Below are 21,440 nucleotides of genomic sequence, written 5' to 3'. Positions count from 1 at the left end.
GAATCTGTCGTAAATACCGGGGCTCGACAAAAAGGAGCCACGCGTTGCGCTGTCTGGTGATTGAAGATGATCCGGTGATTGCCGGGCATATCGTCGGCGGACTGGGCGCGGCGGGGATCGAGGCGACCTGGGCGGCCAATGCCGCACAAGGGCTGGCCCGGGGACGCGAAGGCGCGTTCGACAGCGTGGTGCTCGACCGGCTGCTGCCCGATGGCAACGGCATCGACCTGTTGCGCACCTGGCGACGGCACGGCCCGGTGCCCCCGGTGCTGATGCTCAGCGCGCTGGGATCGGTCAAGGACCGCATCGACGGGCTGGAATCGGGCGCGGACGATTATCTGGCCAAACCGTTCCACATGGCCGAACTGGTGGCGCGGCTGAACGCGATTGCCCGGCGCGCACCCTTGCGTGAAGGCGGCGACGTGGCGGTGCGTGCGGTGGGCCGGTTGCGGCTCGATCCCAGCCGGCACGCCGCCTGTTTCGGCGCAGCCTCGGTCGAATTGAACCGGAAACTCTATTCGCTGCTGGCGCATCTGATGCTCCATGCCGATCGGCTGGTGACGCGCGACATGCTGCTGGAACACGTCTGGGGCTACAGCTTCAGCCCCGGCACCAATATCGTCGAAAGCAATATGAGCCGGCTGCGCACGCGGTTGCAGGACCTGGGCATCGATCCGATCCTGACCCGGCGCGGCGAAGGCTATGTCCTGCTTGCCGGCGCCTGCCGGTAAAGGCCGGTTCGTGGAACAGGCGGCCCGTTGGCCAGGCGCAGGCCGCATCTTCTTTCTGTTTGGTGGGGTGTTTGCGCTGGCCATGGTGCTGATGGGGTCGGTGGTGTTCGTCGTGGTCGAACGCACCGTGGCGATGCGCATCGATGCCGATCTGTTGCATCACGAAGGCAAATTTCTGCGCGTGCCGTCGGGGCGCGCCGCCACCAGCGACGAAGTCGCCGCGCGCATCCGCGACTGGCAGGCGCGCAAGATCACCAGCGAACGCACGTACAGCCTGTTTGCCCCCGATGGCCGGCTGGTGGCGGGGCGCCTGTATCTGCGTCCGCAGCCGGGCCTGTCGGACGTCATGTTTCTGGGCGGCGGACGCACCTGGCAACGGGGCCGCGCGCTTGCCGAACGGCTGCGCGACGGTTCGCTGTTCGTGATTGTCCAGCACAGCGAAACCGCGGCCAGCCTGCGCGCGCTGTTGCTGCCGCTGGTGCTGGCCACATTCGTTGCGGCGCTGGCGGCGGGGCTGGGGGCAACCTGGCTGTTTGCGCATCTGACCGCGCGGCGGCTCGCAGCGACCGGCGCCACCGCCGATGCCATTGCCGAGGCGGGAGATCTGTCGCGGCGCGTGCCGATGCACGGGCTCGACGGCATGTTTGCCCGCCAGGCCGAAAGCCTGAACCGCATGCTCGACCGGATGGAAAGCCTGGTGGAAACCCAGCGCCACTTTGCCAGCGCACTGGCGCATGACCTGCGCACCCCGCTGACCCGGCTCAGCACGCTGCTGACCCCCGATATCACCGGTGACGAGGAACGCCTGCGCCACGCGATCGAAGCGGGGATGCGCGAATGCGGCGGGATCATCGCGATCTTTGACGCGCTGCTGCGCCTGGCCGAAATCGAAGGCGGCCGGCACGGCGGGGCAATGGTCGATCTGTCGCTTGATGCGGTGGTCGAAGATGTGGCTGAAACGATGGAACCGGTGATTGCCGATGCCGGGGGCACTTTGCTGCGCGGGCCGATGCAATCGGCGGCGATTCATGGCGATCCCGGCCTGATCACCCAGTTGCTGGTCAACCTGTTGCAGAATGTGGCAACGCATACCCCGGCGGGCACCTGCGCGCGGCTGTCGCTGACGCGCCAAGCCGATGATGTCGTGCTGGTGCTGGCGGACAACGGCCCCGGACTGCCCCACGCCGATCGCGCGCGCGTGCTGCGCCCGTTCGAGCGCGGAGCGGGCGCGGCCGACCGGCGCGGCAGCGGGCTGGGCCTGTCGATCGCGCAGGCGATCGTGCGCTTTCACCGTGGCCGGATCGATCTGGTCGATACCGGCCCGGGTTTGGAAGTGCGGATCACCTTTCCCGCCGTTGTCGTTGTTTGAATTCTATATTTGCAATGTAATCCGACGCGGCGACCCGTGTCACCGGACTGTCATCGGTGCCACCTAGCGGTCCGGCAACAGGGCGCGCGTGTGCCCATGGTGCGGGATCGGAGACGATGATGGTGGTGCGTGGCGTTCTGCTTGCCAGTGCGATGATTGCGGCATGTTGCGGTGTGGCGCGGGCCGATCCCGCGCCCGACATGACCGCCGCCAAGCCCGCCAGGGCGCTCCACTGGCTGGATGCACAGGCCTTTGCCCCCGACCATGTCCTGCCCGAACCCGCCGCTGTCGGATCGCCCGATCAGCAGGCCGAAATGGCCACGCTGCGCGCCTTTGCGCAAAACACCTCGCCCGAACGGCGTGCTGCGGCCGCCGTCGATGCCGACGATGAAACGCTGCGCGCGTTCAACGCGGCGGCGGGCCGCGATCTGACCGCCTTGCCCGCAACCAGCCGCCTGATCGATCTGTTCGAACAGGATATCGAGGCCGTGGCCGATAACGCCAAGCGCCAGTTCCACCGTACGCGGCCCTATATCGTCGATCCCGCACTGATCCGTTGCGGCAAGGAAAGCACCAAGGGCGCCGAACGTTCATACCCCAGCGGCCACGCGACATTCGGCTGGAGCGTCGCCTGGGTGCTGGCCGACCTGATGCCCGAACGCCGCGCTGCGTTGTTTGCGCGTGCGCGCGACTATGGCTTTTCGCGCGAAATCTGTGCCGCGCATTACCCCAGCGATATCGAGGCCGGCCACGTGCTGGGCGTGCTGACCGCACGCGCGCTGCTGGCCGATCCGCGGCTGGCGCCGCAGATTGCAGCGGCGCGTGCCGAACTGCGCCGCTGATCGTTACGCCAGATCGATCGCGTGCCCCGGTTCGTCATGGCGGAATCGGCCCGGCACGATCGCGTGTTCGGCCAGGGCACGGGCCAGCGCGTGGACGGGTTCGTCGCGGCCTTCGTCGCTTAACGGGAACACGCCCCAGTGGATCGCCTGGGCGTGTCGGGCCTGCAGATCGAGCATGATGCGCACCGCCTCGTCCGGATCGGTGTGCTGATCGCGCATGAACCAGCGCGGGGCATAGGCGCCGATCGGCAGCAGCGCCAGATCGGGTGATCCAAGCCGCATGCGGATCGTGTGAAACAGGCTGCCATCGCCATAGCCGGTGTCGCCCGCGAAATAGACCGATGCATCGGCGCTGCGCACGTGAAAACCGCACCACAGCGCCATGCGACGATCATAGACGCCGCGCGCCGACCAGTGTTGCGCAGGCACCAGGGTCGCCGTTACGCCATTGTCAAAGCGATGGGCATCCCACCAGTCGCCGGTCACGATCCGCGCCTTGGGAATGCCCCGGCGCACGATCGTGTCGTTGCCCAGCGGGGTCACGATCAGCGGATCGTGGTGCGCCACGATCTTGCGCAGCGTGGCCATGTCGAGGTGGTCGTAATGGTTGTGGCTTAACAGCACCGCATCGATCGGCGGCAGATCGTCAAGCCGCACACCCGGCGCACAGACGCGCTTTGGTCCGGCAAATTGCACCGGGCTGCACCTGCTTGACCACACCGGGTCGGTCAACAGGTTCAGCCCGCCGGTCTGGATCAACACGGTGGCATGGCCGATCAGTGTAACGCGGGTGCCATCGACGCGCGCGTGGGGCACCGCAGCGTGCACCGGCACATGCTGCGGCCAGGGCGTGCGTTGCGACGTGCGGCGCCAGCGGCGGATATCGGCCAGCGTCTTGTCGGCGGTGGGCGGCGCGTTGTTGAAAAAGCGACCGTCGAAATGGTCGCTGGGCGGCCCGTCGTAATAGCGGTTCTTGGGCATGGGATGTCCGTCTGCGGGGCGGTCCCGATACCGGGACGACAGGTGCGCGATTACAAGGCTGCGTGTTCGCGGCGCAGGATATTGACCGCCTGCCCGATCAGGCGCGCGACCGCTTCGGGGCTTTGCCAGCCGGTGTGCGGGGTCAGGACCGCGCGCGGCGCTGTGCGCAACGGGTGCTGTGCGGGCAACGGTTCGCTTGAAAAGACATCAAGGCCCGCGCCTGCCAGATGACCGTCATCGAGCATCGCCAGAATTTCGGCTTCGTCGGTCAGTTCGGCGCGTGCGGTGTTGATCAGAACCGCGCCGCGCTTCATCTGGCGCAGGCGCCGGGCATCGAGAAATCCTGCCGTTTCCCCGGTATAGGCCAGATGCGGTGAAACGATGTCGGCCTGCGCCAGCAACGTGTCGAGATCGACCTGTTCGACTCCCGGAATGTCGACCGGGCGCCGCGCCCAGACCAGTACGCGCATGCCCAGTGCCAGCGCCAGCCGCGCCACTTCGCCACCGATCGCGCCAACACCGATCAGCCCGATGGTCTTGCCGTACAGTTCGCCCAGCGGCGCCCCGGCCCAGCCGCCGCCGCGCACGCTGGCATCCTGCGATGCAATATCGCGCCACACCGCAAACAGCAGCGCCAGCGTGTGTTCGGCCACGGCCCGATCGCCATAGCCCTTGATCGTGTGCACCGGGATGCCACGCGAGGCCGCCGCGGGCAGATCGACGAAATTGGCGGCGCCCGTGCCAAGGAACAGGATCTGTTTCAACGCGGGGCTGGCATCCATCACGGCTGCACTGACCCGGCTTTCGTTGACCACGATCATCGCATAGCCTTGCGTGCGTGCGATCATCGTCGGCTCGTCGGGTTGGCCCAGATAATGCGTGATCAGGCCGTCATCGGCGCCGGCGCGGGCAAACGCTTCGACCAGCAGGTCGGTGGAATCGGCAAGCACGGCAAAGCTTTCGGTCATTCTGGATGCCTTTTCGTCCCCGGACCGGGGAGGGTGGCCAGGCCACCGACTGGTGGCCGCATGGCGGAACCGAGGTCGGTCCTGGCACAACGATGCCGTGGTGCGTTGCGCGGGGCAAGGCCCCGCCACCACCTTTCAAGCGGTGATTGTCCCCCTGGCGGGGCGGATGTCACGTGGCAAAATCGGGGTCGGTGCGTTGCAGGTCGCGCAGCAGCGCAATCCATTCGGGCAGACCGGTATCCTGGCCGCCGAAATTCTCGTTTTGCCGCGCGGTCAGTTCGCGCACCGGTTCGGCCACAGGGTATAGACGTGCGCCGCCGCTCATCGCTGCGATCTGGATCTTGCAGGCATTTTCCAGGTTCAGCATCGCGGTAAAGGTTTCGGCCACCGTGGCATAGGCGGTCAGCAGCCCGTGATTGCGCAGCACCAGCGCGCCATGCCTGCCCAGGTCGCGCACCAGGCGGGGCTTTTCATCCTCAAGCAGCGCGATGCCTTCATAGTCGTGATAGCCGATGCGGTTGTAGAATTGCAGCGCGTGCTGGCTGATCGGCAGCAGTCCGTCGGCCTGGCAGGCAACGGCAATGCCGGCAACGGTGTGCGTGTGCATCACGCAGCCGACATCGTGGCGTGCGGCATGGATCGCGGTGTGGATCACGGTTCCGGCGGGGTTGACCTTGTGCGCGGGGGGCGTTTCGTGGATGCCGAACCGCACCAGGCTTGACGCCGTCACTTCGTGGAACTGGTCACCGAACCGGTTGATCAGGATATCTTCGGTGCCGGGAATGCGCGCCGAAATATGCGTGTAGATCGTGTCGGTCATGCCGTACTTCGCCGCCAGGCGATAGCACGCCGCCAGATCGTGGCGCGCCTGGCGTTCGGCATTGTCAAGGCGGGCGGCCGTGGCCATCAGCGCAGATCCCCCAACTGACGCGACAGCACGCGCCAGCGCGAATTGATCTCGTCGCGATCGACGTAAGCCCCCTGCAAATGGCGTTCGCCGGTCTGCGGATCGAATTCGCGCCGCGCGTGCAGCACGCGACGATTGTCGAACGCCCACATGTCGCCCGGTGCCAGCCGGCGTTCGATGAAAAAGCGCGGATCACGGCACATCGCCTGAAACAGGCGCAGCGCCGCATAGATCGCGTCCATGCGTTCCGCCGGGGCGTCGATCGGCCCGCGCAGGAAATTGGCAAACCGCACTTCGGCCAGATCGCCGTCCGCGTTCAGCGCGATCAGCGGCGCGGTCCAGCGATAATCGGTGCGATCGTCGCGGTTCCAGAACGCCATCGGCGTGGTGGTGATCGTGGCGAAGTGCGCCGGGTGATCGCGCCGCATCGCCTCGGCAATGGCAAAGCCGTCGACAAACACCGATTCGCCGCCCACCGCATCGTTGACCAGGCAGTGCAGGAATTGCAGGCCGGGCTGCAATTCACGCGTCGGCAGATCGGTATGTGGCGGCAGATTGACGCTGGTGTAGGCGGCGCTGTCGGCGCGGGGCTTGGATTTCACATCGAACACGCGGCCGAAATTGGTTTCGCGAATGTGCGATATGCGCGCGATCGGGGCCAGCAGAGCCTCGTGCGCGACGGGCACGTTTTTGACCAATGTCATGCCCGCCGACCGCAGCGCGCCCAGCCAGTCGAGCAGGACGTGATCATCGGCCATGATATCGGCACATTCGAACGATTTCAGCGCATCGGCATATTCGCTGCCCCAGATGAACGGGCGCGCGCGGTCGGCGTGGCGTTCGGCGCGGCTGACGGCATCGGGCGCGCATTCGCGCAGCCAGCCCGGGGCATAGCGGCTGACATGCCCGTCGGACCAGTCGACCACCAGATCACCGCCGGCATCGATGCCGGCGCCGGCAAAGCGCAGATCGGCGGGCGCATCGGTGATTTCGAACAGCTGTTCGCGGGTCAGCGGCAGATAACACTGCGCGCAGGTGCAATTGTCGCGCAGGAAAAACCGGTGCAGCGGCGTTTCGCGGCCATCGCTCCAGGTGACCACCGCATCGTCATCGCCCAGCGCGACCTGCGCCAGGTGATGGTCGGTTGCAAAGACGCGCCAGTCCTCGACAATATCCGGTGCGGTGCTCATCGCGTTCAACCCTCGTTTGATTTGGTATGATCGCCCCATGGTTCGCGCGCAAACACGCGCTCCATCGCGGGCAGGAATGTCTCGATCGGCAGTGTGTCGTAATCGCGATCGAACGCCTTCTGGTCCCATTCGTCGGTAAACCGCGCGGTGCGCGCAAAGGCCGGATGATCGCGGTAAGTATCGCGCGCATGCTTGTCGCCGCCGAAATATTCGGCATAGAAAAAGCCCTGAAATTCCTCGTGATGTTCGATCATCCAGGCGTTCAGCGGCGAAATATACGGCGCCAGCATCGCCGCCGCCATCGGCCCGTGGTTGACCGGTGCCAGCGTGTCGCCAATGTCGTGCAACAACGCGCAGACCACCATTTCGTCATCCGCCCCGTCGCGCAGCGCGCGCGTTGCGGTCTGCAACGAATGGACATAGCGATCGACCGGATAACCCAGATCGTGCGTGGCGAGCAGTTGCAGATGCGCGATCATCTGGCCCGCAATGCCCATCTGGAACGCGACGAATTTTTCATCGATCGGTTTCCAGTCCGCAGCCGTAGCCTCGTCGAAATGGCGGAACATCGGGCCCCCTTCCATCATGCCACCTGCAACAGGCGGCGGCGGCTTTGCACCGTGTCGCGGTCCATATAGCACTGGCGCATATGGCGCGATCCGGTGGCCAGCGTATAGCCGGTGCGGCCGTGCAGCAGGCGGTAATTGTCCATCATCAGCAATTCGCCCGGTTGCAGCCGGAACCGCAGCGTCAGCGGCGAAGCCGGCGCGATCAGCTGCCAGAACGCCGCACGCGCGGCATAATAGGCATCCAGCCGGTCGATCGGCAGCCGCCCGATCATCTCGGTCCGGTTGGAATAGCGTATCTGCACCACATCGCCCGCCGCATTGCGCGCGATCAACGGCGCATGGTGTTCCAGAAACGCGGTGTCGTCGCGATAGCGGAACGTGACATCGGTGCTGGCCAGCGTGGCAAAGCCGGCCGGATCGTCGCGGCGCAGGATCGCCGCGGCATGAAACCCGTCGACCAGCGTCGAATCGCCGCCATCGGCATCGTTTTCAAGGCAGTGCAGCAGAATATAGCCGGGCACCGGATCGCGATACGGATTGTCGCTGTGCGGTTCGAGATGGCGCGGGGTCATCGTCAGGTCATAGGCGTTGGGGATCGCCTTGACATCGGCCATGCCGCCCCAGTTGGTGATGCGGATCGGGCCCATCAGGCCGGCCAGCGCAAGCCCGCCATCCATTTCGATCGGCACGCCGCGCACCACCGCAAAGCCATAGGCATCAAGCTCTTCGAGCAGTGCTGACAACGCCGCCGGATCGGCGCGCAGATCGGCCAGATCGGCGGCCGGAAACCGGCCCCGGTCAAGCGTTGCATCCCAATGCACGTGGTGCCCGGCGGCAGGGCAGGTGGCGATCGCGTTGGTCAGCCAGTCGCTTGGCAGACGGGTGGCAAATCCGTCGGAAAACGCGATCGTGCCATCGGGTTCGGCGCTGACCACGCGCAAATCGCGCGGTGTTTCGGCGGCTTCCTGCAGCCGTTGCCCGGTGCGCGGGTCCAGCACGGCCGCATCGGGCAGCCGTTCGCGCAGCCACACCGGATGCAGCAGCACGGGTGGGCCGCCACGCTGGGCAACTTGCAACAGCCCCCGGTCGGTGATGGTCAGATCCATGGGTTGCGCACCTTGGTTTGAGTCGAGCCGTGTCATCGGCAGTCTAGCCGCGAAATGGGCCGACATTGACAGCTTTGCGACATCGTGGACTCATTTTGCGACAGCGTCGCGCCGCGCAGCATTAGTGAAAACGGGTTTTGCACTTGGGCAAATCTGTGTTTGTCTGCGCGCCATGAATGCCGCTTTTGCCCCGCTGGGGCAGGAAACCTATTGCTTTTACCTGGTGCCGGGGTTTTCCGCGATGGGCTTTGTCGCGGCGATGGAACCCTTGCGGGTGGCCAACCGGCTGGCGCAGCGGCCGGTGTTTGCGTGGCGGCTGTTTTCGGCCGATGGTCAACCGGTGGCCGCATCGTGCGGGCTGCAGGTGGCGGTCGATGGACCGCTGGATGAAAATGCCTCGGCGCTGATCGTCTGCGCAGGGTTCGATCCGCGCCGGGGGATCAGCCGCGCGCTGGTGGCATCGCTGCGGCGCATGGCGCGCAAGGGGGCGGCACTGGGCGCGCTGGACACCGGGGTCTATCTGCTGGCCGAAGCCGGGCTGATCGGCGACCAGCCCGTCACCCTGCATTGGGAGGCGGTACCCGCCTTTCGCGAGGATTACCCCGCTGTGCGCGTGACCGAAGACCTGTACTGCCTGGGCGAGCGGCTGTTCACCTGCGCCGGGGGCACTGCCGCCATCGACATGATGCTGGAACGCATCGCCTGGCGCCAGGGGCCGGCACTGGCGCGTGCAGTGTCCGATCAGTTCATCCACAGCCGCATCCGACCCCACGAAGAAAGCCAGCGCGCCGATATCGGATCGCGCATCGGCACGCGCGATCCGCGCCTGGTCAAGGTGATTGCGCGGATGGAGGCAGACATTGAAAACCCGGTGGCGCTGGAGCAATTGGCGGTTGCGGCCGGGATCACCCGTCGTCAGCTCGAACGGCTGTTCACCACCCAGTTCGGTGTGGGTCCGGCGGCCTATTACCGCAATCTGCGGCTCGACCGTGCGCAGCGGCTGCTGGCCGATACCGGCCTGCCGCTGATCGAAGTGGCCGTGGCAACCGGGTTTTCGTCGAAAAGCGCGATGGCGCGCGCCTATGCGCAGAAATTCGGCCGTCCACCCGGGGGTGAACGTGGCCGCAAAACAAGGATGCCGGTGTGACCTCTTCCCAGATTGCCCCGCGCGCCAGTGGTGTTGCGGCGAACCTGCCGCTGATGCTGTGCCTGGGGATCGCTGCAACGAGTTGTGCGGCGCACATGGGCATCATCTATACGCCGTTTCTGGTTGGCGGGCTGATGGATCGTTATGGCTTTGGCCAGTTCCTGATGGGCTGGTTCGCCTCGGTCGAAACGCTGTCGTTCGCCGGCGCGATGTTCCTGTTTGCCCCGCGCGCGCACGCGTTTCGCCCGCGGCGCATGGCGCTGGTGGCCAGCGGGCTGATTGTCGGAGCACAATTGGCCTCGGCATTGACCGGGTTCTGGCCGCTTCTGCTGCTCAGCCGTCTGGCCACCGGTTTTGGCTATGGCACGCTCAACACCGCGGTGAATGTTGCCGCCGGGCGCAGCAGCCAGCCCGAGCGTGCGATTTCGCTCGGGATTGCCTTGCAGGTTATCCTGTATGCCTTGCTCAATATCGCGGTGCCGCGCATCGGGCTGGTGGGCGGGGTGGCCGCGATCTTTGTCGCGCTTGGCATGGTTTCGGGCACGCTGGCGCTGGGCATGTTTGCGCTGACCGATGCCCGTGCCGACAGCAGCGCGCAGGCCGCCCAGGCCGTGCCGCCGATCGCGCCGGGCGGTTGGCCGGTGTTGGCCGCGATGGCGCTGTTTGCGTTCGGCACGATGGCGATCTGGCCGTTCATGGAGCGCGCGGCGCATGCCATTCATTTGCCCGATACGACGTATGGCCTCTATTCGGCGTTGTCGATGGTGCTGAGCTCGCTGGGCAATTTTACGCTCAGCTGGTTTCTGGCGCGCGGGGGGCGGCGTGGCCTGCTGGAATGGGCGCTGATGGCCTGCGGGACGATGTGCGCGGTGCTGACGCTGGTTGACAGCCAGATCGTGTTTGGCGTGGCGCTGCAGATCTACAACGTGTCGTGGTACATCACGTATCCGCTGCTGCTTGGCCTGGCCTATGCCCACGATCCGCACGGGCGGCTGGCGGTGCGCACCACGGGCACCTGGCTGGTCGCGCAATCGGCGGGGCAGGTGGTTGCCGGATATATGGCACAAAGAACCTCGGGCTATGCGCTGGTCGGGTGCCTGGGCATGGCGACCTGTGCGATGGCCGTCGGCCTGATCGTGTGGTTTCAGGCCGGCTTGCGCAAGGATGCGATCAGCGCGGTGCCTGCCACAGGCACAGCCCGCTGATTTTGGCAGGGCTGCGCGAAAGCGTTGCCCTGCCGTTGACGCACACCAGTGTGCGCGCCTGCGGGCCGGTTCCGGCCAGCCCCGACAGATCGATCAGGATCTGGTCCCAGTGGCGATATTGCACATCGTGGCCTTCGTCGGGATAGGCGCGTGCCATCACCGGCCCGCCCAGCCGCTTTTGCCAGAATTGCGCATTGACCGGGCTGACGGTGTGATCGGCCAGGCCGTAATAGGTGAACACCGGCGCGGTCACTTTGGCCAGCGCGGGGCCCAGATCGGCCAGTTTCGCGTGGCAATAGCGCTGCATTTCGGCGGCTTCGGGTGCGGCGTCGCCCATCTGCCCGCGAATGAAAAAGGCGCGTGCACCCTCGTCAAAGGCACGCTCGGCAAAGCCCGGAATGGCGCGGGTCGGGCTGGTGTCGGGAAAGCCCCACCAGATCTGCGGGTTGATGACGGCAGGCCCCAAAGCCTTTGACAACTGTGCGGTGGTCAGATCGCAATTCATGTCATCGCCCACCGGCCGGTCGGCCAGCGCCGCGGCAAAGTGCAGCGAGATCAGCCGGTCGGGCATCGCTGCGGCAACATGCGCGGCATAAGGCCCGCCGCCCGAGATCGCCACGACCGCAAACCGCGCAACGCCCAGGTGGTCGAGCACCGTGCGCAGATCATCGGCATAGTCGGCCAGGCTCCAGGCCGGGTCATAGGCGGTGTCGCCAAACCCGTTGCGCTCCACGCTGATCAGGCGGATGTGCAACTGCCTGCGCAGCGTTTCGAGATAACCGGTCATCAGCATGGCGCGCGCGCTGGTGCCGGTGCCGCCGATATAGACCACCGGCCGCCATCCGGCCTCGGCGGTGTCGGCCTGGGCCGTGTCGGCATAGTGCAGCATGCGGCCGTGCGGCCCGGGCAATGCTGCAACCGGCGGTCCGATCGGATCGAACCGGGTCTGCAACGGGGGCAGGTGCGCCACGCTGGGCGGCTCGGCCAGCGCCGGCGCGGCCAGCAGCAGCGACAACAGCACGGCGCGTGCGATCATGCCCCATACTCCGGTTCCAGGCCCGCGTCGGCGCGAACGATCTGCGCGCGTTCGGCCGCAAGGTCGATCGATTGGCACGACAGGTAATACACCAGCCCGGCCACCGGCAATCCGATCAGCATCGAGATATCCGCCCCGCCCAGATGCTGCGCCACCCAGCCTTGATAGACCGGGGTGGAAAAGCACGGCACCATCGCCACGAACCCGATGACATAGGCACCGATCCCGCGCCAGTTCCAGCGGCCATAGATCCCGTCGGGGTTGAAGATTTCGCGCACCGAATAATGCCCGTGCCGCACAAAGAAGAAATCGACCAGATTGATCGCGGTCCATGGCGTGAACAGATAGATCAGCACCGACAGCAGGTCTTCGATCAGTTTCTGGATATTCGCGCCCGCCAGCGCCGACAGCCAGGTCGACACGATCCCCAGCACGACCAGCGCGATCAGCCGCGCCCGCCCCGGATTGCGCACATGGTGAAAACTGTCGATGATCGACAGCAGCGTCAGCGACCCGCCATAGAGATTGAGCGTGGTGATCGTCACCAGCGACAGCGACGACAGCACGATCAGCAGCGGGCCAAACCCGCGCCACACCAGATTGCCGGTATCGAGCACCGCGCCGACGATCTCGCGCCCCGGAAAGATCGCCACCGCCACATCGCCGACCAGCATCATCCACGCCCCGCCGATGAACGCGCCGATGAATGTCCACCAGAACGACGCCTTTACCCCCACGTCGCGCGGCAGATATCGTGAATAGTCGGACACATAGATCGACCACGACAATTGATACCCGGCCACCGCGAAAAACTGCACCAGAAACGGGATCGTCGCCCATTTGCCCATGGTCAGTTGCGCCATGCCATGACCGATCACGCCAACGCCGATGGTGTAGACCAGCAGTGCCACGATCACCACCGTGGCCAGCGTGCGCTGCGCAAGATGGATCATGTCGTACCCGGCCACGGCAAACACCAGCGCCGCCAGGCTGAACGCGGCATAGATCGCCACCAGCGCGCCTTGGGACAGGTGCGTGCCGGTCAGGTCTGCCACCGCCACGCCAAACACCACTTCGTTGAACACGGTATAGCCGACATACGTCACCAGCGCGAAACACCACACCAGCAATGCACCCTGGTAACCGAACTGCGGGCGCGACTGGATCATCTGCGGCAGCCCGAGTTCGGGGCCCTGGCTGGAATGCGATGCCATGAACAAGGTGCCAAGGGCACAGCCTGTAACAATCGCCAGCACCGACCAGCCAAATCCCAGACCCAGCGGCATACCGATCGCGCCGGTTGCCAAAGTGGCGAGGTGCGCATCGCCGGCGAACCAGATCGGCCACAAGTGCCAGACTTTGCCATGGCGTTCCTTCAGCGGAACATAATCGATGGCATGGCTTTCAACGAGCTTCATCAACGCCCTCTTGCACGAACGGGATCCCTTGCAGGTTCATGCCCGACTGCGATGCCAGGGGGAAGGGGGTGGGGAAAAAGGCCCTGTCGGGGTGTGGCCATGCGCCGATCCTTGGCTATGGTGCACGCAACGAGGCGTTTGGGGGTCAAGGGGCGAACATGGCAGGACTTGGGATCGGGATGGCGTTGGTCGCTGTGGGCGTGGGCTGTGCGCTGCCGCTGGTTACGCGCAGCGCCGTGCGCCGTGCCGAACGGATCGCACCGCCGCAGGGGCAGTATCGCGATGTGCCGGGTGGACGGCTGCATTACACCGATCAGGGCAGCGGCCCGGCGCTGGTGCTGATCCACGGTCTGGGCGGAAACTTGCGCAATTTCGCGCCCGAACTGGTCGCCCGGTTGGCGCAGCGGCACCGGGTGATCGCGGTCGACCGGCCCGGAGCGGGGTATTCGACCGCCGCAGGCGCGATCCCCGATCTGCACGGCCAGGCGGCGATGATTGCAGCACTGGTCGATGCGCTCGATACGGGGCCGGTGACGCTGGTGGGCCATTCGCTGGGCGGGGCGCTGTCGCTGGCATTTGTGCAGGCGCGGCCCGATCTGGTCTCGGCGCTGGCGCTGATCGCCCCGCTGACCCAGCCGATTACCGCGGTGCCGGCGCAGTTCCGCACGTTGATGATCCGTTCGGCGCTGCTGCGCCGGGTGTTCGCGTGGCTGGTGATCGGCCCGGCAGGGCTGCTGGCGGGGCGTGCGCGCGCATTGCCCGCCTTTGCCCCCGATGCGGTGCCCGCCAGCTTTGAAGGCACCGGTGGCGGCGCGTTGCTGTTCCGGCCGGACACGTTCGATGCGGCATCGCAGGATGCGCAATCGGTGCCCGATGTGATGCCTGCACTGGTGGCCGGCTATGGCGCGATCGCGCGCCCGGTGCACGTCTTGTTCGGCACAGGCGATCAGATTCTGCCGCCGGACCTGCATGGCCGGGCCTTTGTCGACCAGGTGGCGGGGGCGCGCTGCACGCTGATGGACGGCGGGCACATGCTGCCGTTTGTCCATCCGCAGCAGACCGCGCAATGGATCGCCGGCGTGATCGCGCAGACGGCATCATGACCGTGCGGTCGACACTGGGCGCGCTGATCCTGCTGGCGCTGGTCTGCACAGGCCACACCACCGCCAGCGCTGCGCCGATGACCATGCGGGTGTTTCGCATCAACGATCACCTGTTGTGTTTCTATGACGGGCGGCCGGACGAGGCATCGGTACCGCCGGGTGACACCAACTGGGCCGATTTCGGCGCGAACAACGTCGGCGTGGCAACCTATGCCGTGGTGCGCGGCGATTGTGCGCTGGTCTATGACGCGTTTCCCGGCGTGCGGCAGGCGCAATGGGTGCGCGATTACCTGCAAAAGGCGGGCGTGCGGCATTTCGTGCTGGTCAACAGCCACTGGCACCTCGACCATGTCGGCGGCAATGCGGTCTATGCCGACAGCGATGTGATCGCCACCGCGCGCACCCGGCAGAAACTGGTGGAGCACAAGGCCGCAATAGAAGCGGGCACCGATTCAGGCCCACCCGCAATCACCCCGCTGGTGATCCCCGATGTGGCGATTGCCGCCGACACCACGTATTATGTGGGCGACATCCGCGTCGAACTGCGCCCGGTCAATATCCATTCCGCCGACGGGCTGGTGATCCTGCTGCCCGCAGATCATCTGCTGCTGGCCGGCGACACGCTGGAAGACACGGTGACGTTCATTTCCGAACCCGCGCAGATCCCCGAACACTTGCGCAATCTGGCGGCGATGAAGCAATGGGGGTTTGACCGTATCCTGCCCAACCACGGCAACCCGGACGTGATTGCCAAAGGCGGCTATAGACCCGCGCTGATCGATTTCACCCGCGCCTATCTGCGCCGCATGGTCGAACATGCGCACGATGCCGATTACCTGACCCAGCCGATCGATCGCTATATCGAACAAGGCGTGCGCGATGGCACGGTCACCCTGTGGTGGGCCTATCGCGACGCGCACAAGGAGAACCTGGGCAAAGTGGCGTCGGTGTGGAAGGATCGCGCTTTGCCCGATTTCGGCCGGGAACCGTGATCATGCGGCGCAGATTTGTGCCCCTGCTGGCAGGTGTGCTGGTGCTGGGCGGCTGTGGCGGCGGCAGCACCGACGGATCGCCCGCCACGCCCGTGGCACCGGCGGTGAATGCTGCGGCTGCGCCGCGCATTGGTACCAGCGCTGCGCTGGGCGGGGCGGTGGTGGTGTCCTTGTCGAGCACGACAACCGGCGCCACGATCCATTACACCACCGACGGAACCACCCCGACCAGCGCTTCGCCGCAATATCAGGCGCCGTTCCTGGTAACGTCAAGCCAGACGGTGCAAGCCGTCGCCATGGCCTCGGGCCTGAACACCAGCGCGGTTGCCACGCAAAGCCTGACCGTGACGGTGCCATCGGGCACGCTGGTCTGGTCGGACGAATTTGCCAACACCAGCGGCAGCCCGATCGCGCCCGATGCTGCGGTGTGGACGTATGACACCGGCAACAGCGGCTTTGGCAACAGCGAACTGGAAACCTATTGCGCGGCGGGCAGCAATGCCGCGCCCTGCCAGGCGACCGCCCCCAATGCCTGGGTCGGCGGCGACGGGCTGCATATCGTCGCGCGCAATCCGTCGGCGGGTGTCTACACGTCGGCCAGGTTGAAGACGCAGGGTCTGTTCAGTTTCCGCTATGGCCGGCTTGAGGTCATGGCCAGCGTGCCCGAAGCACAGGGGCTGTGGCCCGCGATCTGGACGCTGGGCAATTCCATCGCCACCGCCGGATGGCCTGCCAGCGGCGAACAGGACGTGATGGAGCATGTCAACGCGGCGACCACGCCCGACGTGATCGCCGCAACGCTGCACAGCCCTGGTGCCGACCCTTCGACCCAATACCGGTTTCCCGCCGGGCAGACCGCGGCGGGGCTGCATGCCTATGGCATGGTCTGGTCGCCGCAGCAGGTGGCGTTTTACGTTGATGATCCCGCAAACGTCTATGCCACATACACCGCCGCGCAAGTCACCGCGCTGAACGGCGGGGTCTGGCCGTTTGACAACGGTCAGGCCAATTTCATCCTGCTCAATCTGGCGGTCGGCGGCGCCTGGCCCGGACCGCCCGATGGCACGACGCCCTGGCCATCGGAGATGGTGGTCAAATACGTGCGGATTTACGCAAACTGAGCGTGTAAATCCGCGCTTACATCGTGGCGAACGGCGAAACCCCGATCAGCCACAGATGCAGGACATGCGCAAATACCCAGGCCAGCACCGTTCCGGTGATCACCACCAGCACGGTGTTGATCGCCTTCGGCGCGGCGCCGCGCGATGATCCGCGAAGGCGCAGCGACACGAAATCGATGATCGCCCAGGCCAGAAATCCGCCGAACAGCAACAGCGCGGCAGGCGTCGCATTGACCAGCAGATGGCCCAGCGCCCACAGTCCGACGCCCGCAACCATCGGATCGCGCAGCCAATGCTTGATATGGTTGCCCGGCCAATACGCCGCGACCACCAGGATGAATGCCAGCCACACCAGCCCGAACGTGGCATGGGCCGATCCCTTTGGCGGCATCCACAACGGCGCGGCGCCACGCGTCAGGCCATAGCCGTGGCCGATCAGCACCAGTCCGGCGAGCGACACCAGCGTGTAAAGCCCCATCCACGGCCCTTTGCCCAGCCGCGCGATAGCACGCGCGCGCCAGCCTCCGGCAAAGATCTGCACCGAATGCGCGCCCAAAAACAGCACCAGTCCTGCAATCAGCCAAGCCATGATCGCCCCCCCTTGTCTGGTGCGGACCATCTGCCGCGATGGTCCCCGGGTCAAGGCCCGGGCGTTGCTCACCGGATTGCAGCGCGGTCGGGTTGACAAACGGATCAAGGCGACCGAACGCCGGACAACAAGGGTGTTCAGGGTCACATGCTTTCAGTCGAACGTCTCAACGCGGGTCAAGCCTCGTGCGGTCTGCTGCACGCCTTTCTGGCGGGGCCGGTTGCGCGCGATCGGACCGCTGTGGCGATCGATGTGCCGCCTGGACGCGGCCGCACCCAGCGCCAGACCCTGACCTATGGCGAACTTGATGCGTTTTCCGACCGGATTGCGCAGCATCTGGTGCCGCGCATCGCGGGTGAGGCGGTGGTTGCGCTGCTGATCGGGCGCACATCGCCCTTGCTGTATGCGGCGCAGATCGGCGTGCTGAAGGCGGGCGGGGCGTTTACCTGTCTTGATCCCGCATTTCCCGATGAACGCATGGCCGAAATTCTGGACGATGCGATGCCGGTGGCGGTGTTGGCCGATGCTGCAGGGCTGGACCGGCTCGATCGGCTGGGCCTGGCGCCGGGGCTGGTTATCGATGCCGAGGCGCTGGCGCATGGCGCGGCGCCCGGTGCGGGGTTGCCCACCGATGTCGCGCCCGATCGCCTGGCCTATGTGATCTACACCTCGGGCACCACGGGCAAACCCAAAGGCGTGCAGATCGAGCATCGCAACATTGCCAACCTGGTCGCCTCGGATCTGGCCGAATTTGCGCTCGGTCCGGATGACCGCGTGGTGCAGGGGTCATCAAGCGCCTACGACAGTTCGCTCGAAGAAGTGTGGCTGGCGCTGGCCAGCGGCGCAACGCTGGTGGTGATGGACGATGCCGCCGCGCGTCTGGGCCCCGATATCATCGGGTGGTTGCAGGCCGAACGCGTGACGGTGTTCTGCCCGCCGCCGACACTGCTGCGGTCTTCGGGGTGTGCCGATCCGCAGCGTCTGCTGCCCGATCTGCGTCTGCTGTATGTCGGCGGAGAGGCTTTGCCGCAGGATCTGGCCGATCTGTGGGCTGCGGGGCGCCGCATGGTCAATGGCTATGGCCCCACTGAATGCGCGGTGACGTGCCTGCGCTGCGATGTGGTGCCGGGGCACGAGGTCGGGATCGGGCGACCGGTGCCGGGCATGGCGGCGTGGGTGCTGGACGAGGCGCTGAACGAAGTGGCCGCCGGTGCGCGCGGCGAATTGTGCATCGGCGGGGCGGGCGTGGCGCGCGGTTATCGCCATCGCGATGACCTGACCGCCGAAAAATTCCTGGATCATCCGCGTTTTGGCCGGATCTATCGCACCGGTGATCTGGTCGATTGTGACGACGCCGGGGTGATGTATTACCACGGCCGGATCGACGCGCAGGTCAAGATCAGGGGCTATCGCGTCGAACTGGGCGAGATCGAGGCGCGGCTGGCAGCGCTCGATGGCGTACGCGCCGCTGCGGTGCGCATGCAGCCCCACGGTGCGGGGCAGGACCTGGTCGGCTTTGTCGTGCCCGCCGATCCGGCACGTCCGCCGCAGCCCGATCTGTTGCGCGCGGTGCTCGCCAAGCAGGTGCCCGCCTATATGGTGCCGGTGCAGATCGGTACGATCGCGGCGCTGCCGACCACCGTGGGCGGCAAGCTTGATCGCGCGCGCCTGCCCGTGCTGGCGTTGGCAGAAACCGCGGGCGAACGGCCGATGATCGCGCCGGTCGGCGAAATGGAGCACCTGATCGCGCATGCCATGGCCGATGTGCTGCGCCGCACTGGCGGCGTGTCGGTCGAGGACGATTTCTTTGCCGATCTGGCGGGCGATTCGCTGAGCGCCGCATTGCTTGTCACGCTGTTGCGCGACGATCCGCGCACGCAATGGGTAACGGTCAGCGATATCTACGAGGCGCGCACCGTACGCGCGCTGGCCAGTGCCGCGCATGCCCTGGTCGAAGACGGGCCTGATCGGCCGGCCGAACTCGATGTGCCGCGCGAAGGCACGGTGCGCGTGGGTCTGGCCAATGCGGTGCAACTGGGCTGGCTTGGGCTGGAATTGTGCATTGGCAGCTGGCTGGGCTGGGGCATGGCGTTTCGCCTGTTGCCGCTGGTCTATGCCGGACTGGGGCCGGTCGGGTTCGTGATTGCGGCACCGCTGATCGGCCTTGCCGGACTTGCGGTTTATCTGCCGGTGTCGGTGGTGTTTGCGGTCATCGTCAAGCGGGTGTTGATCGGGCGTTATCGCCCGATCCGCGCGCGGGTGTGGAGCGCCTGGTATCTGCGCCACTGGGTGGTGGTGGCTGCGGTGCGGCTGATCCCGTGGCCCCTGTTGCAGGGATCGGGGTTGCAGGTGATGATCCTGCGCGCGCTGGGCGCGCGGATCGGGCGCGGCGTGCATATCCATCGCGGCGTGGATCTGGCACGCGGCGGCTGGGATCTGCTTGATATCGGCGATGGCGTGGCCATCGGCCAGGACGCGATGCTCGGGCTTGCCGATCTTGACCGTGGCGATGTGGTGATCGGGCCGATAACGCTGGAAACCGGGTCGACGCTGCTGACCCGCGCCGAAATCGGCGGTTGGTGCCGGATGGGTGCCGACAGCATGCTGAGCGCGCTGTCGGTGCTCAATCCGGGCATGACGATCCCTGCGGGTGAACTGTGGGACGGCGTGCCCGCACGGCCTGCGGGCCATGCGCCGGCGGCGCCTGCATCCCCGGGCGATGGACTGCCGCACTGGCTGTGGGACCTGGCCGCCATGCTGGCCGAGGCGGCATTGGGCTTTGCCGCGGTGCTGCCGACCCAAATCCTGGCCGTGGCGTTGTGCGCGCTGACCGGAACGCGCGCGGCCGATCTGTGGCGCTGGGCCTGGCATCCCGATTTCGCCAGCCGCGCCGGGCTGGTGGTGGTGCTGCTGACCGTGGTGTCGGTGCCGACGACGCTGCTGTGGACCGCGTTGGTCATGCGGTTGATGGGGCGCGTAAAGCCGGGCGTGGCGTCGCGCTGGAGCCTGGCCTATCTGCGCGCGTGGCTCAAGGCGGGGCTGCTGCGGATGTCGGGCGAATGGCTGACCGGCACGCTGTTCTGGCCGCGCTGGCTGCGCCTGGCGGGCATGGACATCGGCCCCAAGTGCGAAATCAGCACGATCACCGATGTCGTGCCCGAACTGGTGACGATCGGCGCCGAAACCTTCTTTGCCGATGGCATCTATCTGGGGGGCGGCACCGTGCGCCACGGTGCGGTGCGGCTGGCGCATACGCGGCTGGGTCGGAATACGTTTCTGGGCAATCACGTGGTGATCCCGCCGGGCGAGGACTTGCCCGATCACATCCTGATCGGCATCGCCACGCCGGCCTGCGCCGCTGATATCGCATCGCATCAGGCGCGCTTTGGCCATCCCGCATTCGATCTGCCGCGGCGCGAAGTGGTGGTGGTCGATCGCAGCCTGACACTCGATCCTTCGGCCCTGCGTTATGCCAGCCGGCTGTTCTGGGAACTGGCGCGGTTTGTCCTGCCGGTGTTGCCGGTCGTGCTGACCGCGCTGTGGTATCGCGCGCTGACCGATCTGGCCGGCGCGGTGTCGCCTGTGGTCTATGCGCTGGTGGTGATCCCGGCTGTGTCGCTGATGCCGCTGGTGGCGCTGTGCGTGGCGGTGCTGGCGTTGAAATGGGCGCTGATCGGGCGGGTCAAGCCGGGGCAGCATGCGCTGTGGTCGTGCTGGTGCAGCCGGTGGGATTATGTCTATGTGGCGTGGGCGCGCTGGGCCACGCCGATCCTGCGTCGGCTCGACGGCACGTTCCTGCTGCCGGTCTATCTGCGCGCGATGGGCCTGAAAATCGGGCGTCGCGCGGTGCTGGGGCCGCAATTTGCGCAAGTGGTCGATCCCGACATGATCGAAGTGGGCGATGGCGCCACGGTCGCCGCGTTTTTTCAGGCGCACACCTTCGAAGATCGCGTGCTCAAGGTCGATCGCGTGCGGATCGGCGCGGGTGCGACACTCGCGCGCGGCACGGTGCCGTTGTATGGCGCGGTGATCGATCAACGCACGCATGTCGGCGCGGGCAGCGTCATCATGAAGCGCGAACATCTCTTGCCCGGTGTGCGTTATCAGGGCGTGCCATCGCGCGCGGTGGGCCAGGAAACCGACTGATCGCGGCGATGTCGTAAAAT

Annotated in this window: 18 protein-coding genes; 9 read left to right on the top strand and 9 right to left on the bottom strand. The window is 66.1% G+C overall.

Features of this window, described 5'->3' with window-relative positions; genetic code table 11:
• Nucleotides 1-56: 56 nt before the first annotated feature.
• The 3 genes from G404_RS0108130 (at nucleotide 57) to G404_RS0108120 (ending at nucleotide 2,942) form a co-directional block, all read left to right on the top strand.
• A complete protein-coding gene (locus G404_RS0108130; RefSeq protein ID WP_245584447.1) occupies nucleotides 57-731 on the top strand; it encodes a response regulator transcription factor in 675 nt (224 codons plus the stop codon).
• 10 nt (nucleotides 732-741) lie between these two features.
• Nucleotides 742-2,100: a HAMP domain-containing sensor histidine kinase gene (locus tag G404_RS18510; RefSeq protein WP_036520781.1), complete on the top strand. Its 1,359-nt coding sequence runs from the start codon at nucleotides 742-744 to the stop codon at nucleotides 2,098-2,100.
• 116 nt (nucleotides 2,101-2,216) lie between these two features.
• Nucleotides 2,217-2,942, top strand: coding sequence for a phosphatase PAP2 family protein (locus tag G404_RS0108120; protein WP_028640641.1), 726 nt, complete (start codon nucleotides 2,217-2,219; stop codon nucleotides 2,940-2,942).
• Between the two features lie 3 nt (nucleotides 2,943-2,945).
• Here G404_RS0108120 and G404_RS0108115 read toward each other — a convergent pair whose 3' ends face one another.
• From G404_RS0108115 to G404_RS0108090, 6 genes are all read right to left on the bottom strand, one after another.
• Nucleotides 2,946-3,923, bottom strand: coding sequence for an MBL fold metallo-hydrolase (locus tag G404_RS0108115; RefSeq protein ID WP_028640640.1), 978 nt, complete (start codon nucleotides 3,921-3,923; stop codon nucleotides 2,946-2,948).
• Between the two features lie 50 nt (nucleotides 3,924-3,973).
• A complete protein-coding gene (locus G404_RS0108110; RefSeq protein WP_028640639.1) occupies nucleotides 3,974-4,891 on the bottom strand; it encodes a 2-hydroxyacid dehydrogenase in 918 nt (305 codons plus the stop codon).
• 169 nt (nucleotides 4,892-5,060) lie between these two features.
• The gene (locus G404_RS0108105; protein WP_036520779.1) at nucleotides 5,061-5,798 is read right to left on the bottom strand and encodes a class II aldolase/adducin family protein; all 738 of its coding nucleotides are present in this window, start codon (nucleotides 5,796-5,798) and stop codon (nucleotides 5,061-5,063) included.
• On the bottom strand, nucleotides 5,798-6,988 hold the full coding sequence (locus G404_RS0108100) for a TauD/TfdA family dioxygenase (protein WP_028640637.1): 1,191 nt from the start codon (nucleotides 6,986-6,988) through the stop codon (nucleotides 5,798-5,800). Before G404_RS0108100 ends, G404_RS0108105 begins: the two co-directional genes overlap by 1 nt.
• A gap of 5 nt (nucleotides 6,989-6,993) precedes the next feature.
• A complete protein-coding gene (locus tag G404_RS0108095; protein WP_036520829.1) occupies nucleotides 6,994-7,557 on the bottom strand; it encodes an HD domain-containing protein in 564 nt (187 codons plus the stop codon).
• A 14-nt stretch (nucleotides 7,558-7,571) separates the two neighbouring features.
• On the bottom strand, nucleotides 7,572-8,663 hold the full coding sequence (locus tag G404_RS0108090) for a TauD/TfdA family dioxygenase (protein ID WP_028640635.1): 1,092 nt from the start codon (nucleotides 8,661-8,663) through the stop codon (nucleotides 7,572-7,574).
• 172 nt (nucleotides 8,664-8,835) lie between these two features.
• Between G404_RS0108090 and G404_RS0108085 the strand changes: the two genes are divergently transcribed.
• On the top strand, nucleotides 8,836-9,810 hold the full coding sequence (locus G404_RS0108085) for a GlxA family transcriptional regulator (protein WP_028640634.1): 975 nt from the start codon (nucleotides 8,836-8,838) through the stop codon (nucleotides 9,808-9,810).
• Nucleotides 9,807-11,015, top strand: a complete 1,209-nt coding sequence (locus G404_RS18505; RefSeq protein WP_051280380.1) for an MFS transporter — start codon at nucleotides 9,807-9,809, stop codon at nucleotides 11,013-11,015. The genes G404_RS0108085 and G404_RS18505 overlap by 4 nt, the downstream gene beginning before the upstream one ends.
• Here G404_RS18505 and G404_RS0108075 read toward each other — a convergent pair.
• Both G404_RS0108075 and G404_RS0108070 read right to left on the bottom strand, forming a co-directional pair.
• Nucleotides 10,981-12,051, bottom strand: coding sequence for an alpha/beta fold hydrolase (locus G404_RS0108075; RefSeq protein WP_028640633.1), 1,071 nt, complete (start codon nucleotides 12,049-12,051; stop codon nucleotides 10,981-10,983). The genes G404_RS18505 and G404_RS0108075 overlap by 35 nt on opposite strands.
• Nucleotides 12,048-13,469: a purine-cytosine permease family protein gene (locus tag G404_RS0108070; protein WP_036520825.1), complete on the bottom strand. Its 1,422-nt coding sequence runs from the start codon at nucleotides 13,467-13,469 to the stop codon at nucleotides 12,048-12,050. The genes G404_RS0108075 and G404_RS0108070 overlap by 4 nt, the downstream gene beginning before the upstream one ends.
• A 158-nt stretch (nucleotides 13,470-13,627) precedes the next feature.
• Here G404_RS0108070 and G404_RS0108065 point away from each other — a divergent pair, with 158 nt between their 5' ends.
• The 3 genes from G404_RS0108065 to G404_RS0108055 are packed head-to-tail and all read left to right on the top strand — an operon-like array spanning nucleotide 13,628 to nucleotide 16,685.
• On the top strand, nucleotides 13,628-14,572 hold the full coding sequence (locus tag G404_RS0108065; RefSeq protein ID WP_051280404.1) for an alpha/beta fold hydrolase: 945 nt from the start codon (nucleotides 13,628-13,630) through the stop codon (nucleotides 14,570-14,572).
• The gene (locus G404_RS18500) at nucleotides 14,569-15,564 is read left to right on the top strand and encodes an MBL fold metallo-hydrolase (RefSeq protein WP_211230748.1); all 996 of its coding nucleotides are present in this window, start codon (nucleotides 14,569-14,571) and stop codon (nucleotides 15,562-15,564) included. Before G404_RS0108065 ends, G404_RS18500 begins: the two co-directional genes overlap by 4 nt.
• A 2-nt stretch (nucleotides 15,565-15,566) precedes the next feature.
• On the top strand, nucleotides 15,567-16,685 hold the full coding sequence (locus G404_RS0108055; protein WP_051280376.1) for a chitobiase/beta-hexosaminidase C-terminal domain-containing protein: 1,119 nt from the start codon (nucleotides 15,567-15,569) through the stop codon (nucleotides 16,683-16,685).
• Nucleotides 16,686-16,701: 16 nt separating this feature from the next.
• Here the strand turns inward: G404_RS0108055 and G404_RS0108050 are convergent, their stop codons facing one another.
• Nucleotides 16,702-17,274 carry an NnrU family protein gene (locus G404_RS0108050; protein WP_028640629.1) on the bottom strand — a complete coding sequence of 191 codons (573 nt, stop codon included), beginning with the start codon at nucleotides 17,272-17,274 and terminating at the stop codon, nucleotides 16,702-16,704.
• Nucleotides 17,275-17,421: 147 nt separating this feature from the next.
• On the opposite strand from G404_RS0108050, the gene G404_RS18495 reads away from it, so the two are divergent.
• A complete protein-coding gene (locus tag G404_RS18495) occupies nucleotides 17,422-21,420 on the top strand; it encodes a non-ribosomal peptide synthetase (protein ID WP_051280374.1) in 3,999 nt (1,332 codons plus the stop codon).
• The last annotated feature ends 20 nt before the right edge of the window (nucleotides 21,421-21,440 follow it).

The sequence above is a fragment of the Novosphingobium acidiphilum DSM 19966 genome, assembly GCF_000429005.1.
Classification (GTDB): domain Bacteria; phylum Pseudomonadota; class Alphaproteobacteria; order Sphingomonadales; family Sphingomonadaceae; genus Novosphingobium; species Novosphingobium acidiphilum.
This window is presented reverse-complemented; position numbering and strand designations above follow the sequence as displayed.